The organism is Nonomuraea turkmeniaca (genome assembly GCF_005889735.1).
GTDB classification, from domain to species: Bacteria; Actinomycetota; Actinomycetes; order Streptosporangiales; family Streptosporangiaceae; genus Nonomuraea; species Nonomuraea turkmeniaca.
On sequence record NZ_VCKY01000265.1, the window covers coordinates 1 to 13,497 of the forward strand.

Consider the following 13,497-nt stretch of genomic DNA (forward strand, 5'->3'; position numbering starts at 1 on the left):
GCCTCGGGGTCCTCCTCGATGAGGCGGAGGATCTCGGGGTCGGCGATGAAGCCGCCCTTGATGATCTCGGCCAGGCCGGCGACGTAGTCCTGCCTCGGCATGCCGTCCAGGGTGGACAGCTCGCACAACACGCCCGCGGGCGGCAGGAACGTGCCGACGAGGTTCTTACCCTCCGGCGTGTCGATGCCGTTCTTGCCGCCGACGGCCGCGTCGACCATGGCGAGCAGGGTCGTGGGCACGAGCACCACCTGCACGCCGCGCAGCCACGTGCCGGCCACGAACCCGGCCAGGTCGGTCGTCGCTCCCCCGCCCACGCCGACCACGGCGTCGGTACGCGTCACGCCGTGGCGGCCGAGCGCCGACCACAGCCCGGCGGCCACCTCGACGGTCTTGGCCTGCTCGCCGTCCGGCACTGGCAGCTCGACCACGTCGTAGCCGCCGTCGGACAGCGCCGCGCAGACCGGCTGGGAGAGGCCGGGCAGTGTCTCCGGGCGGATCACCGCGACCGTGCGCACGCCCGGCTTGAGCAGCGTGCTCAGCTCGGCCAGCACGCCGGTGCCGACCACCACGTCGTAAGGGCTGTCGCCACGTACGGTGATCCTGGTCGCGGCGGTCATGCGGGCAGCCCCTTCACGATTTCGTCGGCGAGCTCTTCCGGCTCCCGCTTGTCCGTCACCACGGTCACGACGGCCAGCCGCTCGTAGATCGGCCGCCGCTCCTCCATGAGCTTCTTCAGCTGGCTGCGCGGGTTGAGCACGAGCAGCGGCCGCGCGGAGGCGAGCCCGACCCGCTGGACCGCGTCCGACAGCCCCACCTGCAGGTAGACCACGTGGTGACCGGCGAGCAGCGCCTGGGTCTCCACGTTGAGCACGGCGCCGCCACCCAGCGACAGGATGCCGTCGTGCTCGGCCAGCGCCTGGCGTACGGCCTCGTGCTCCAGCTCACGGAAACGGGCCTCTCCGTCCTCGACGAAGATGTCGGCGACGGGCTTGCCCGCCACGGCCTCGATGTCGGCGTCGGTGTCGCGGAATCCGACGCCGAGCCGCTCGGCGAGCAGCCGCCCGATGGTCGTCTTGCCGGACCCGGGCGGCCCGATCAGCACGACTGTAGTCATCTCACCCCTCCTCGTTCGCTCCACCGTGTCATTTGATCACCATGGAGGAGAGGTAGCCGGACAGGTTGCGTGCGACCTCCTCGACCGAGTCGCCGCCGAACTTCTCGAGCGCCGCGTCGGCCAGCACCAGCGCGACCATGGCCTCGGCGACGATGCCGGCCGCGGGCACGGCGCACACGTCCGAGCGCTCGTGGTGGGCCTTGGCCGCCTCGCCGGTCTTGACGTCGATCGTGGCCAGCGCCCTGGGCACGGTGGAGATCGGCTTCATGGCGGCGCTGACCCGCAGGATCTCGCCGTTGGTCATGCCGCCCTCGACGCCGCCCGCGCGGTTGGTGATGCGCTTGACGCCGTCCTCGGCGGTGTATTCGATCTCGTCGTGTGCGCGGGACCCGGGCCTGCGCGCGGTCTCGAAGCCGTCGCCGACCGCGACGCCCTTGATCGCCTGGATGCCCATGAGCGCCCCGGCGAGCCGGGAGTCGAGCCGGCGATCCCAGTGGGTGTAGCTGCCCAGGCCCGGAGGCAGGCCGTAGGCGAGCACCTCGACGACGCCGCCGAGCGTGTCGCCGTCCTTGTGGGCCTTGTCGATCACGTCGATCATCGCGGCGCTGCCCTCGGCGTCCGAGCACCGCACCGGGTCCTCGTCGATCCTGGCCAGGTCGTTCGGCCCCGGCAGAGTCTCGGCGGGGCTCTTCGCGCCGCCGATCTCGGTGACGTGGCTGACGATGTCGATGCCGAGCGCCTGCTTGAGGAAACGCCTGGCGACCTCGCCGAGCGCGACGCGGGCCGCGGTCTCACGGGCGCTTGCCCGGTCGAGCACCTGCCTGGCGTCGTCGAACCCGTATTTCTGCATGCCCGCCAGGTCGGCGTGGCCCGGGCGGGGGCGCGACCTCGGCGCGTTGCGGGCCAGGCCCTCCAGCTCGGCCGGGTCGACCGGGTCGGCCGCCATGACCTTCTCCCACTTGGGCCACTCGGTGTTGCCGATGCGGATCGCGACCGGGCTGCCCATGGTCCGCCCGTGGCGTACGCCGCCGACGATCGTGACCTCATCCTGCTCGAACTTCATCCGGGCGCCGCGGCCATAACCGAGACGACGGCGGCGCAGGGCCTCGTCGATCGCGGCCGTGGTCACCTCCACCCCGGCCGGGAGGCCTTCCATGATGGCGACGAGTTCGGGCCCGTGGGACTCTCCGGCGGTCAACCAGCGCAACATGCGTACAAGTCTTCCACGTGCCGCCGAGTGAGCCGTCCCACGTTCACGTGTCGAGACACAGCACGGTGAACGCCCCCAGCAGCATGAACGGCCCGAACGGGAACTGCGTGTCCCTGGTCCCGCGCCCGGTCGCCAGCAGGGCGAGGGCGTAGAGGGCGCCGAGCAGCTGCCCGCAGAACGCCGCGACCACCCAGGCCTGCCAGCCCAGCGCCGCCCCCGCCATGCCGATGAGCCCGGCCAGCTTGACGTCGCCCAATCCCAGCGCGTCCGGCCGCAGGAGCCACAGCAGGCCGTAGACGGCGGTCAGCGCCGCCCCTCCGGCCAGCGCTCTGGGCAGCTCTCCGGTGGGCAGGAGGGCCAGGGCCGTGATCGGGTACGCGGGAAGCGTGATCGCGTCGGGCAGAATCGTCGTGCGCCAGTCGATGACGGCCAGCGCGACGCCGATCACGGCGAACGGCACGTAAGGGAGGCCGAGGCGCCAGGCGACGAGGGCGGTGACGGCGGCGGTCACCAGCTCGGCCTTCGGCGGCCAGGCGGGCTCCGGGAGGTCGTCGTAGGAGTCGGCCAGGGTCCTGATGCGGTGTCCGCAGACCAGTCCGGCCAGCGCCATGAGTGCGACCACGAGCCGACCCTAATGCGGCCCCCGGCCCTCCCGCGGCCGATCAGCGGAGCCGGCACGGACCCGCCGGCCGGCGGGGCGTTCGCCTTGAATCGCGGTCGTCATCGCGACGTTCGTGCTCGCCCCTGTGTTACTGGAGATCAACGGAGCGGCTGCGGACTCGCCGGGTTTCGGACATTCGAGCGGGATAACTAGAATGACACCAAGATACGCAGGCCAGAAGGAGGGGAGCTCGATGGTTCGGCACAGCCTCGTCTTTGCGGCTCCTCGACCCGATGGCCTCCAGTCGGGGTGTGGCGACTCTGCGGTGCTGGAGGCGCTGGAGCACCGGCCGATCGGGACGAACGGCTACGTCAGCACCTGGGGCGCGATCACGGGCGGGTCTCCGCCGAAGGCCGCCTGAGCCCTGCCGATCCCGGCGGGACACCGCCCGCCCGCACCGCCTCTTCCGGTCACCTCCGCATGCCAGCACACGGGCGGCACGGGCTTCCCCCTTGACGCCCTTCACCGACCCGTATCTGGAGTTTCCTTCGTGTCTGCCTTCGCGCGGATGACCGCTGCGCTGCGCTCGGACGTCGTCAGCGGTTCGCTGCTGATCGGTGCCGCCTTGATCGCGCTTACCTGGGCGAACTCGCCCCTGTCCGCCTCGTACGAGTCCTTGCGTTCTTTCCAGTTCGGGCCCGCCTTCCTTCACCTGGACCTGCCCGTGCACTCCTGGGCAGCGGACGGGCTGCTGGCGGTGTTCTTCTTCATCGTCGGCAACGAGCTGAAGCAGGAACTGGTCCACGGCGAGTTGCGCAACCCCCGCCGGGCCATCCTGCCGATCGTGGCCGCCCTGGGCGGCGTGCTGGTGCCGGCCGCGCTGTTCCTGGCCGTCACCGCCGGCACCGGCGGCGAGGCGAGCGGCGGGTGGGGCATCCCGATGGCCACCGACATCGCCTTCGCCATCGCCGTCCTGGCGGTGATCGGCCGGCACCTGCCCACCCCTTTGCGCACGTTCCTGCTCACGCTCGCCACCGTGGACGACATCTGCGCGGTCATTGTCATCGCCGTCGCCTACACCGGCGAGTTGTCCCTGGCCGCGCTCGGGCTCGCCGCCGTGGGGCTGGCCGTGTTCGGCTATCTGCAGAACGGGCGCGGCCGGGCCGTCACCCGGGTGCGGGCGACGGTGCCGGGATGGCTGCTGTTCGGGCCGCTCGCCCTGGTCATCTGGGCGCTGATGCATGCCTCCGGCATCCACGCCACGATCGCCGGAGTCGCGATGGGCCTGCTCATGCGCACCAGCGCACGCGAGGGCGAGAGGTCCAGTCCCTCGCACCGGGCCGAGGAAGTCCTGCGGCCGGTCTCGTCCGGGCTGGCGCTGCCGGTGTTCGCGCTGATGTCGGCGGGCGTCTCGGTGTCCGGAGCGGGCGGGTTCTGGAGCAGCGCCATCACCTGGGGCATCCTCGCCGGCCTGGTCGGCGGCAAGCTGCTGGGCATCTTCGGCGCTACGTGGCTGACCGCTCGCTTCACCAGCGCGCATCTGAACCCGCAGCTCGGCTGGGCCGACATCGCCGGCGTCGGGGTGCTCGGCGGCATCGGCTTCACCGTCTCCCTGTTGATCGCCGAGCTCTCCTACGCCGACGCGGCGCATCTCACCGACGCCAAGGGCGCCGTCCTGCTCGCCTCGGTGGTCTCCGCTGTGCTGGCCGCCGTGTTGCTGGGCGCTCGCAACCGCCACCACCGGCGCCTGCGCGCCCAGCGCTCCGATGCTCGCAGTCGGGTGACGACCTCGCCCGGCGCTGACCCGCGACGGCCGGGCCGGGCGATCTCGGCGCGCAGGTCGGCCTGGCCATAAGGCCAGGAGCGGGAGACACCCGCGTGACGGGCGACCGCCTCGATGGTGATCGGCTGGCCGGTGGCGTCCAGGAGCCGCAAGGCGCGGACCGCTGACCGTCAATCTCCTGCACGCTCTGGCGAACCCGCGCGGCAGACACCTGGGAACGGCGCCGCTCGTCCGTGCCTTGACCCGGTCCATCGCGGGGAGAACCGGCGCGTCCCCGGCAGCGCCGGGAGAACCGGCGCGGCCCCAGCTCAGCGCCGGGAGAACCAGCGGCGCCTGCGTGCCGGCTCCGCTTTGACCACGGTCGCGCTCTCGAGCCGGTCGGCGGTGCCGGACTCGATCGCCGCCAGGGCCTCCAGCACCGCGCCCTCGATCACGAACTGCACCGGCCCGGCCACGTCCACCACGACCGCCGCCGCCTGCTCCTGCACGGCCGCCCGGCACACCTGGAGCGTGGTGGCCTGGATCGGCCGGGCGTCCGGTCGCCACCTGGCCAGCGACTCCGCCCCGGTGAACGCCAGCACCGCCTGCCTGCCGTCCTGCCCGACGAGCTTGGGCAGGGCCATCTCGCTCTCCTTCTCCTGCCGCAGCCCGTGCGCGCCGACCGCGGACTCGGTCAGCAGGGCGACGACGGGCACCAGGAGCCTGGCGCCGCTGAGGGCGTTGAGCACGTCGGTGGGGCCGGCCGTGCCCGCCTGGAAGGCAGCCAGGGCCGCGGCCACCGCGGGCGCGGCACGGCCGTCGTCGTCGGGGTCGAGTGGCTGCGGAATGCTGGGCACAGCGTACGAGCCTACCTGCGCCGAGCTTCGGTCCGGAGGGTGCGGGCCAGGCGCGGCATGCCGGCGATCAGCCGGGCCGCGAACCCCAGCCTGGCCCACCGGCCCGGCAACGCGTGCAGCTCACCCAGCCACTCCTCCAGCCACCGGCCCCGGGCCTCGGCCGGGAGCATGATGGCACCGGCCGTGATGACGTGGAAGGACGCTCCTATCCCTCCCCGCCCGGACAGCGTGGCGGTGGAGAGCCGCCGCAGCTCCTCCTCGACCTGCACCAGGCCCAGCCGGCCGGCGATGGGGACGACGACGTCCAGCGTCTCCCTGGACTTGCGTCGCTGCTTCTCCTCAGGCAGGAAGCGCAGCGTCCGATGGTTGTGCAGGCGGTCGGCCAGTTTCAGCGTCAGCACACGCTCGTCGGTCGAGGTCTCCCAGTCCGGCGGCCGGCGCTCGGGGTCGTCGATCGTGTGGAAAGCGCGCAGCAGCTCCACGACCGGCTCGCCGAATTCGGCGACCAGTTCCTCCTCGGTGCAGCCGGTGTCGTCCAGCACGTCGTGGAGCAGCCCGGCGCAGATCAGCTCGTGGTCCATGCCGAGCTCGGCCAGGATCGTGGCGACGGCGACCGGGTGGGTGATGAACGGGTCGCCGCTGCGCCGCAGCTGGTCGCGATGCCAGTAGGCGGCCACCAGGTGAGCTCGCTGAACCTGCTCCAGCTGATCACCGGCCAGCCCGTCTCCGGCGGCGTCAAGGACCGGCTGGAGCCGGCCGTGCAGGTTCGGTCCGCGGTCGTTCGCGTCCTGTCCGGCGGCCCCCGTCATGACGCGGCCTCCGGGGGGAGCAGCCAGGCGGGAACGGCCTGGCGGCGCGAGCGGTAGGCGCGGGCGATCGCGTTGCGGGCCTGCGCCGCGCCGTCGGCGGTGATCCGGTAATAGCGGCGGCGCGGGCGTCCCTCCGTCACGTGCGTCTCGGGGTCCTCCCACCGGCTCTCCACCCAGCCGATCTGCTCCAGCCTGGCCAGGATCGGATACAGGGTGCCGCTGGGCATCCCGGCCAGCTCGCACAACCCCAGCCCGTAGTGTTCTCGCCCGGGGTCGTGGAGGAACGCGCGCAGGACGGCCTGAGTCGGCATGGTCATGCGTGGGCCGTTGCTCTTCATATCTCGTACTCTACATAGCTAGAGTTGTGGCCGTAAAGGCCACATTCCACTACCCAAGGTCGGAGATGGCCGCCACCGGGCCGCCGCCCGACGGGCCCTGGTGGACGGCCGCCACCGAGACGAACACCGCCGGGTCGCCCGTGACCGAGGCCGCCACCCCGCCGACGGCCGCCTTGATCTGGCGGTGCCAGTGCACGTCGGAGTCGTCCAGCATGATGTTGCGCCGCCCCCGCACCCGCCCGGACGGGTCGGCCTCGCACTTCATGAAGACGTTCACCAGCCGGCCGCTGAGGTCCGACGGGTGAGGCCGCTCGGGCAGCGGCAGTCCGGAGTTCCGGATGGCCTCCCAGATGCCCTCGGCGTCCAGGGCGTCCTTCATGACGCTGTGGCCGATGCGGTAGCGCCCGCCGATCCCCCGGACGTTGCCGACCAGCACGATCTGCGCCCGGTCCAGCTCCACCCCGGACGAGCAGGACGCCACGGACGAGTACAGCGACAGGTCCTTGTGGATCTGGTCGGCGCGCGGCATGTCGATCTCGCCGAGCGCCACGGCGATGCCGAGGGCGGTGGTGGAGTTGGACAGGTCCATGGAGGGGCCCGTCTCCTCGATGGCGGTGTCTTGGCCACGGCTCTTGGCGTCGGTGATGGTGGCCAGGGTGAGCAGCGGCGTCTTGGTCTGCACGTAGTGGACGTCGCGCGGGTCGTCGATGCCGGCGATCTTCATGGCCTCGCGTACCCCGGCGGCGACCTTCTCCACCATGGCGGGGCGGCCGATGTCCTCGGGCAGGATGACCTCGCTCATCGCCACGCCGACCGACAGGCGCGGCTCCTCGGTGGCGGGGGCGTTCGCGGTGGTGGCGAAGATGGTGGCGTGCGGGCTGAGCACGCCGTCGGTGCCGCCCGACCACACCAGCGGCACGCTCTCCGGCGCCGGATGCCCGTGCTCGGCCAGCACCTCGCGGAAGGCGCGGTCGGCCAGGATGCGGGTGTAGTCGTTGACGCCGCCGTTGCCCTCGGTCTTGCCGACGACGGCGAGCACCCGCTCGGCCTCGATCACGCCGTCGGCGATGAGCCGCGACAACCCGGAGGCGTCGGTGACGCTCTCGATCGGCACCTTGCGTACTTCGATCGGTTCCGGCATGCGACGTCCCTTTCCTCTGCGCCCGTTGGTGACGCTAACCGAGCCGGTCAGCGGGGTTCATGGGCAATGTCTGCCCATGAACGCCGCCGGCCATGTCAAGGTGCGCTCAGCACACGGCCGGGACAGCCGGCGGAACGGGCCACGGGAAAGCTCCCACGGGAAAGCTCTCACGCGATCTGCCCGCGTCCTTTGCCCGCGTAATCTGAACGGGTGATTCGCGAAGCACACGTCAACGGCATCAAGCTCGTCTACCGGGAGGAGGGCGACCCCGCCGCTCCCCCGCTGCTGCTGATCCACGGCCGCACCGCGAACCACAACGACTGGAACGGCATCACCCAGCACTTCGCCGCCCGCCACCATGTGGTCGTCCCCGACCTGCGGGGGCACGGGGCCAGCGACTACCCGGGCGACTACCCCGTGCCGGACATGGCCGAGGACATCGCGGGCCTGCTCGATCACCTGGAGGTGGGGCGGGCGGCGGTGATCGGGCACTCGCTGGGCGGCATGGTGGCCTACCAGCTGGCCATGAACCATCCCGCCCGGGTCGAGCGGCTCGTCCTGGAGGACGTGGCGCCGCCGCTGCCGTTCAAGGACCGGCCGCCCCTTGTGGAGGACGACTCCACCGGGTTCGACTGGCGGATGATGCACGACACCGAGCGTCAGTTCCTCGATCCCGATCCGGGCTGGCTGGAGGGCCTGGCCAGCATCACCGCTCCGACGCTGGTGATCTCTGGCGGGTCGGCGAGCCCGTTCGACGCCGCGGCGACGGCCGCGCGGATCCCCGGGGCCAGGCTGGTGACGATCGAGGCCGGGCACCTCGTCCACGCGACGGAGCGCCGAGCGTTCCTGCAGGCGGTCGACGACTTCATGAACGACGGTCTCACCACGACGTAACGCGCGTGTTACCCGCGGGGGCAAGGGTAGAGGCGTGGTCGAGATGCACGTACACGAGCGCCTGAGCAGATTGCGGCTGATGGCGCCGCCGATCGGCCAGTGCGCCGTGGCCGCCGCTCTCGCCTGGCTCGTGGCCAAGGACCTGCTCGGGCACAGCCGCCCGTTCTTCGCGCCCATCGCGGTCGTCGTGTGCATCGGGGTGGGGCTCGGGCAGCGGCTGCGGCGGGTGGTGGAGTTGGTCGTCGGGGTCAGTCTGGGCGTCGGCGTGGGCGACCTGCTGGTGTCCTGGATCGGCTCGGGAGCGTGGCAGATCGCGCTGGTGGTGGCACTGGCGATGGCGATCGCGGTGCTGCTCGACAGCGGCTCGCTGATCGTGCTCCAAGCCGGCTCTTCGGCGGTGCTCGTGGCGACCTTGCTGCCGCCGAGCGGCACGGGCGGCATCGACCGGATGGCCGACGCTCTGGTGGGCGGCCTCATGGGGCTGGCCGCGGTGGCGTTGCTGCCGGCCAGCCCGTCGGCGCTGGCGCATCGGCACGCGGCGGGGATGTTCGACACGCTGGCCGACGCCCTGCGGGGCATCGCCGAGGCCATCGAGCAGTCCCGATCGAGCCTGGCCGCCGAGGCGCTCGAGGCCGCGCGGGGTAGCCAGACGAACGTGGAGGAGTTCAAGCAGGCGTTGGAGACCAGCCGGGAGATCGCCACCATCTCGCCGCTGCACCGTTACCGCCGTACCAGGCTGGAGGGGTACGAGAAGGCCGCCGTGCCGCTCGACCACGCGCTGCGGAACGCCAGGGTGCTGGCCAGGCGGGCCATCGTGGCGCTCGACGGCTCCAGCGCGTTGCCGCCCTGGTTGCCCGGGTCGCTGCGCGCGCTCGCCGGCGCCACGCTGCTGCTCAGGGACGAGCTGGCCGACGGGCGCACCCCGGAGCAGGCCCGTGAGGCGATCCTGGAGGTGGCGTCGCGGCAGGGCGGCGGGCGGTGGGGGTTCTCGGCGGACGTGATGGTCGCGCAGGTCCGGTCGATCATCGTGGACTTGTTGCAGGCCACCGGCACCGATCGGGAGGAGGCCGTGGCCGCGCTGCCACCGCTGGAAGCCCCCAGCAAAAGGGACGTATCAGGCGGGACGTGACCTTAATGTCACAAAGATTCGCCAAGGTGGAGAGGTGCACACCTGGCTCAGCGATCACGTAAAGGACCGACTGGGCACGTTCAGCCTCATGGTGCCGTCGATCGCGCAGTGCGCGGTGGGCGCCGCGCTGGCCTGGATCATCGCCAGGGAGTTGCTGGGTCACCCGCAGCCGTTCTTCGCCCCGATCTCCGTGCTGATCTGCGTGGGCGTCGGCCTGGGGCAGCGGCTGCGCCGGGTGGCCGAACTGGTCGTCGGGGTCAGCCTGGGCGTCGGCGTGGGGGACCTGCTGGTGTCCTGGATCGGCTCGGGCCCGTGGCAGATCGCGCTGGTGGTGGCACTGGCGATGACCATCGCGGGGCTACTGGACAGCGGGGCGCTGTTCGTGGCCCAGGCGGGGTCGTCGGCGGTGCTGGTGGCCACGCTGGTGCCCGGCGCGGGCGCGGGCGGGCTGGACCGTATGCTCGACGCGCTGACCGGCGGCCTCATCGGCATCGCCGCGGTCGCGCTGCTGCCCGCCAGCCCGTTCGCGATCGCGGCCAAGCACCTGTCGGGGGTGCTCGACGCGCTGTCCACGGTGCTGGAGCGGGCCGCGGAGGCCATCGAGAAGCGGGACGTGGACCTGGCGGCGGAGGCGCTGGAGGAGGCGCGCGGCACGCAGGCGGCGGTGGAGGAGTTCGAGCAGGCGCTGGAGACCAGCAAGGAGATCACCATGATCTCGCCGCTGCACTGGCACCGGCGGGCCCGCCTGGCCCGGTACGAAACCGCCGCCGTGCCCGTCGACCTGGCCCTGCGTAACGCCCGAGTGCTCAGCAGGCGCACGCTGGCCTCACTCGGCGAGGCGAGCCCGCCACCGGCCGCGCTGGCCGAGGCGATGCGTGAGGTGTCCGAGGCCGCCCTGCTGCTGCAGCTGGAGCTGGGAGCCGGGCGGGAGCCGACGCTGGCGCGGCAGGCGCTGCTGGCGGTGGCGGCGCGGGAGCGGCCCGAGCAGCTGGGTTTCTCGGCCCATGTGATCATCGCGCAGCTGCGGTCCGTGGTCGTGGATCTGTTGCAGGCGACCGGGATGGAGCACGAGGAGGCCACGGAGGCGCTCACGCCGCTCGACAAGCCCGGCCAGGAGTGAGGCCGTCAGGATGACCGCTGGGTGAAGGTACGCACTCCGCATCATAGGTCCGAGGCGGTATCACTACGATCCGCATGGCACGTTTACCCTCGTGGCACATTATTGACCCATCGCTGACGCGACATAAGGCTCTCAGTCCCGGCATCAGGGGTGGCCTCGAGGCGCCTCTGGGCGGGGCTCAGGCCCCCGAGAGCCGCTTGAGCCGGGTCACCGCCTCGTCGATGACCTCGTCCTTCTTGCAGAAGGCGAACCTGACGAAGTGCCGGCCGCGCTCGGGGTGGTCGTAGAAGACCTGGGTCGGGATGGCCACCACCCCGGCCAGCTCCGGGAGCCGTCGCGTCAGCTCCAGCCCGTCGGCGAACCCGAGCGGCCTGATGTCGGTCTGCACGAAGTACGTGCCGGCCGGCCTCAGCACCTCGAACCCGGCCGCCGCCAGCCCCTCCATGAGCCTGTCGCGCTTGTCCTGGAGCCCGGAGCGCAGCGCGGCCACCCACTCCAGCTCCTGCCGCAGCCCGTACGCGACCGCCAGCTGCCACGGCGCGCTCGCGGTGAACGTCAGGAACTGCTTGACCGTCTGCACCGCGGTGACGAGCGGCGCGGGCGCGCACACCCAGCCGGTCTTCCACCCGGTCACCGAGAACGTCTTGCCCGCCGAGGAGATCGCCACGGTGCGCTCCCGCATGCCGGGCAGCGTGGCCAGCGAAATGTGCTCGACCCCGTCGAACGTCAGGTGCTCGTACACCTCGTCGGTGATCGCGACGAGGTCGCGCTCCCTGCAGAGGTCGGCGATGGCGGTCAGCTCCTCGCGGGTGAACACGGTCCCCGTCGGATTGTGCGGCGAGTTGACCAGGATGGCGCGGGTGCGCGGTGTGACGGCGGCACGCAACTCATCCGGGTCGAACGTGAACCGGCCCGCGACCGGCCGCATCGTGACCGCCACCAGACGGGCCTGGGCCAGCGCGATCGAGGCGGCGTAGGAGTCGTAGTAGGGCTCGAACGCGATCACCTCGTCACCCGGCTCGCACAGCGCCAGCACACTCGCCGCGACGGCCTCGGTGGCGCCCACCGTGATGAGGATCTCGCCGGCCGGGTCGTAGGACAGCCCGTAGTGCTCCGCCCGGTGCTCGGAGACCGCGCGGCGCAGCTCGGGCGTCCCTGGCCCCGGCGGGTACTGGTTGGCGCCCGACGTGATCGCCTGGATCGCGCGGTCCAGCATCGCGGCCGGCCCGTCGGTGTCGGGGAAGCCCTGGCCGAGGTTGATCGATCCAGTCTGTACGGCGAGCGCGCTCATCTCGGCGAAAATCGTCGTCCCGAAGCCGCGCATCCTGGCCACAAGTGGTTCCGTCACAACGTCAGACTATTAGTCTTCCTTCCGTGATCACTCGGGTCGTGCTCGCCCTCGCCCTGTCCACGCCCGTCACGTCCGCCACGGCGCCCGTGGCCCGCGACTGCCCGACAGCCATGCCGCCCCGCACCACCTGTGGCTTCCTCGTCGTCCCCGAGCGCAGGGACGCACCGGACAGGAAGATCAAGGTCGGCTACGCCGTGCGCCACTCGACCGCGAAGGGCCGCAAGCCGGACCCGGTCGTGTACATGAGCGGCGGGCCGGGGTCCGCGTCGATCCAGCTCACGGGCTTCCTGAGCCAGATGTTCCCGGACCGTGACGTGGTGACGGTCGAGCAACGCGGCGGCCCGTACTCCGAGCCGGCGCTGGGTTGCCCCGAGACGGCGGCGGCGCTGCTCGGGCGTTTGCGCACCCCGCCCGCCGACGTGGGCGCGGCCGCCGTGAAGTGCCGCGACCGGCTTCGGGAGCAGGGCGTCGACCTGCGGGGATACAACACGAAGGAGATCGTGGCCGACGTCGTCGCGCTACGCGGGGAGCTCGGCTACGAATCGTGGAACCTGTTCGGCGTCAGCTACTCGACCCGGGTCATGCTGGACGTGGCCGCGGCCGACCCGGAGGGCACCCGTTCCGTCGTGCTGGACTCGTTCCTGCCGGAGCGCGTCACCTGGTACGACGATGCCGACCGCAACCTGGCGGACACGACGGCCACGCTCGGCGTGCGGGAGCGCTTCGAGGCCATGACCGCCCGGTTGAACGCCTCCCCGGCGCGGGTGCCGGTCGCCGACCCGTTGCGCGGCGGGGCGTTCACGGCACAGATGACCGGCGACGACGTGGCCACGATCATGGCCGAGGCGCTGCACGAGACGGACGTGGCCGCCGTGGCGCCGACGCTGGTCCCCGCCCTGGCCGGCGGGCACGACGAGCTGCTGCGGCCGCTGGCGGACGCCGTGGGCGAAGGGCTGGTGTCGCACGCGTTCGGGCTGTATCACGCGGTGCAGTGCCAGGACGAGGTCCCGTTCAACACCTTCACCGCCAAGTCCCGGCTTTTCACCGTGAACGCCGACAAAGCGGTGTGCGACGCGTGGCGGCTCCCCAGGTCCACGCCGGTCAACGCCACCCCCAAGGCTCCGGTGTACGTGCTCGGCGGCCAGTACGACCCCACCACCCCGCCCAGGAC

Annotated in this window: 15 protein-coding genes; 6 read left to right on the top strand and 9 right to left on the bottom strand. The window is 71.8% G+C overall.

Features of this window, described 5'->3' with window-relative positions; translation table 11 throughout:
* The 4 genes from ETD86_RS45865 to ETD86_RS45880 all read right to left on the bottom strand — a co-directional run.
* Positions 1-617 (bottom strand): 3-dehydroquinate synthase family protein (locus tag ETD86_RS45865; protein WP_138672919.1); only part of this gene is annotated, 617 nt, incomplete at its 3' end.
* The gene (locus tag ETD86_RS45870; protein WP_138672920.1) at positions 614-1,114 is read right to left on the bottom strand and encodes a shikimate kinase; all 501 of its coding nucleotides are present in this window, start codon (positions 1,112-1,114) and stop codon (positions 614-616) included. The genes ETD86_RS45865 and ETD86_RS45870, both read right to left, overlap by 4 nt.
* A 28-nt stretch (positions 1,115-1,142) precedes the next feature.
* Positions 1,143-2,324: a chorismate synthase gene (gene aroC, locus ETD86_RS45875; RefSeq protein WP_138672921.1), complete on the bottom strand. Its 1,182-nt coding sequence runs from the start codon at positions 2,322-2,324 to the stop codon at positions 1,143-1,145.
* A 43-nt stretch (positions 2,325-2,367) separates the two neighbouring features.
* Positions 2,368-2,946, bottom strand: coding sequence for a prepilin peptidase (locus ETD86_RS45880; RefSeq protein WP_138672922.1), 579 nt, complete (start codon positions 2,944-2,946; stop codon positions 2,368-2,370).
* A gap of 232 nt (positions 2,947-3,178) precedes the next feature.
* Here ETD86_RS45880 and ETD86_RS56120 point away from each other — a divergent pair, with 232 nt between their 5' ends.
* Both ETD86_RS56120 and nhaA read left to right on the top strand, forming a co-directional pair.
* Positions 3,179-3,346, top strand: a complete 168-nt coding sequence (locus tag ETD86_RS56120) for a hypothetical protein (RefSeq protein WP_170223634.1) — start codon at positions 3,179-3,181, stop codon at positions 3,344-3,346.
* Positions 3,347-3,493: 147 nt separating this feature from the next.
* A complete protein-coding gene (nhaA, locus tag ETD86_RS45885) occupies positions 3,494-4,780 on the top strand; it encodes a Na+/H+ antiporter NhaA (protein ID WP_170223635.1) in 1,287 nt (428 codons plus the stop codon).
* 236 nt (positions 4,781-5,016) lie between these two features.
* Here nhaA and ETD86_RS45890 read toward each other — a convergent pair whose 3' ends face one another.
* From ETD86_RS45890 to bar, 4 genes are read right to left on the bottom strand one after another with little or no spacing between them, the layout of a single operon-like run.
* On the bottom strand, positions 5,017-5,544 hold the full coding sequence (locus ETD86_RS45890) for an SseB family protein (RefSeq protein ID WP_138672924.1): 528 nt from the start codon (positions 5,542-5,544) through the stop codon (positions 5,017-5,019).
* Between the two features lie 11 nt (positions 5,545-5,555).
* Positions 5,556-6,353, bottom strand: coding sequence for an HD domain-containing protein (locus ETD86_RS45895; protein ID WP_138672925.1), 798 nt, complete (start codon positions 6,351-6,353; stop codon positions 5,556-5,558).
* On the bottom strand, positions 6,350-6,691 hold the full coding sequence (locus tag ETD86_RS45900; RefSeq protein WP_246149294.1) for a PadR family transcriptional regulator: 342 nt from the start codon (positions 6,689-6,691) through the stop codon (positions 6,350-6,352). Before ETD86_RS45900 ends, ETD86_RS45895 begins: the two co-directional genes overlap by 4 nt.
* A 49-nt stretch (positions 6,692-6,740) precedes the next feature.
* Positions 6,741-7,832: a barbiturase gene (gene bar, locus ETD86_RS45905; protein WP_138672926.1), complete on the bottom strand. Its 1,092-nt coding sequence runs from the start codon at positions 7,830-7,832 to the stop codon at positions 6,741-6,743.
* 210 nt (positions 7,833-8,042) lie between these two features.
* Here bar and ETD86_RS45910 point away from each other — a divergent pair, with 210 nt between their 5' ends.
* The 3 genes from ETD86_RS45910 to ETD86_RS45920 are packed head-to-tail and all read left to right on the top strand — an operon-like array spanning position 8,043 to position 10,975.
* Positions 8,043-8,726 (top strand): alpha/beta fold hydrolase, encoded by a 684-nt coding sequence (locus ETD86_RS45910; RefSeq protein WP_138672927.1) that lies wholly within the window; start codon positions 8,043-8,045, stop codon positions 8,724-8,726.
* A 43-nt stretch (positions 8,727-8,769) separates the two neighbouring features.
* Positions 8,770-9,855 (top strand): FUSC family protein, encoded by a 1,086-nt coding sequence (locus ETD86_RS45915; protein ID WP_138672932.1) that lies wholly within the window; start codon positions 8,770-8,772, stop codon positions 9,853-9,855.
* A 34-nt stretch (positions 9,856-9,889) separates the two neighbouring features.
* Positions 9,890-10,975: an FUSC family protein gene (locus ETD86_RS45920; RefSeq protein ID WP_138672928.1), complete on the top strand. Its 1,086-nt coding sequence runs from the start codon at positions 9,890-9,892 to the stop codon at positions 10,973-10,975.
* Between the two features lie 178 nt (positions 10,976-11,153).
* Here the strand turns inward: ETD86_RS45920 and ETD86_RS45925 are convergent, their stop codons facing one another.
* Positions 11,154-12,323, bottom strand: coding sequence for a pyridoxal phosphate-dependent aminotransferase (locus ETD86_RS45925; RefSeq protein ID WP_138672929.1), 1,170 nt, complete (start codon positions 12,321-12,323; stop codon positions 11,154-11,156).
* Between the two features lie 26 nt (positions 12,324-12,349).
* Here ETD86_RS45925 and ETD86_RS45930 point away from each other — a divergent pair.
* Positions 12,350-13,497, top strand: a 1,148-nt coding sequence (locus ETD86_RS45930; protein WP_138672930.1) for an alpha/beta fold hydrolase, incomplete at its 3' end; no start/stop codon positions are given.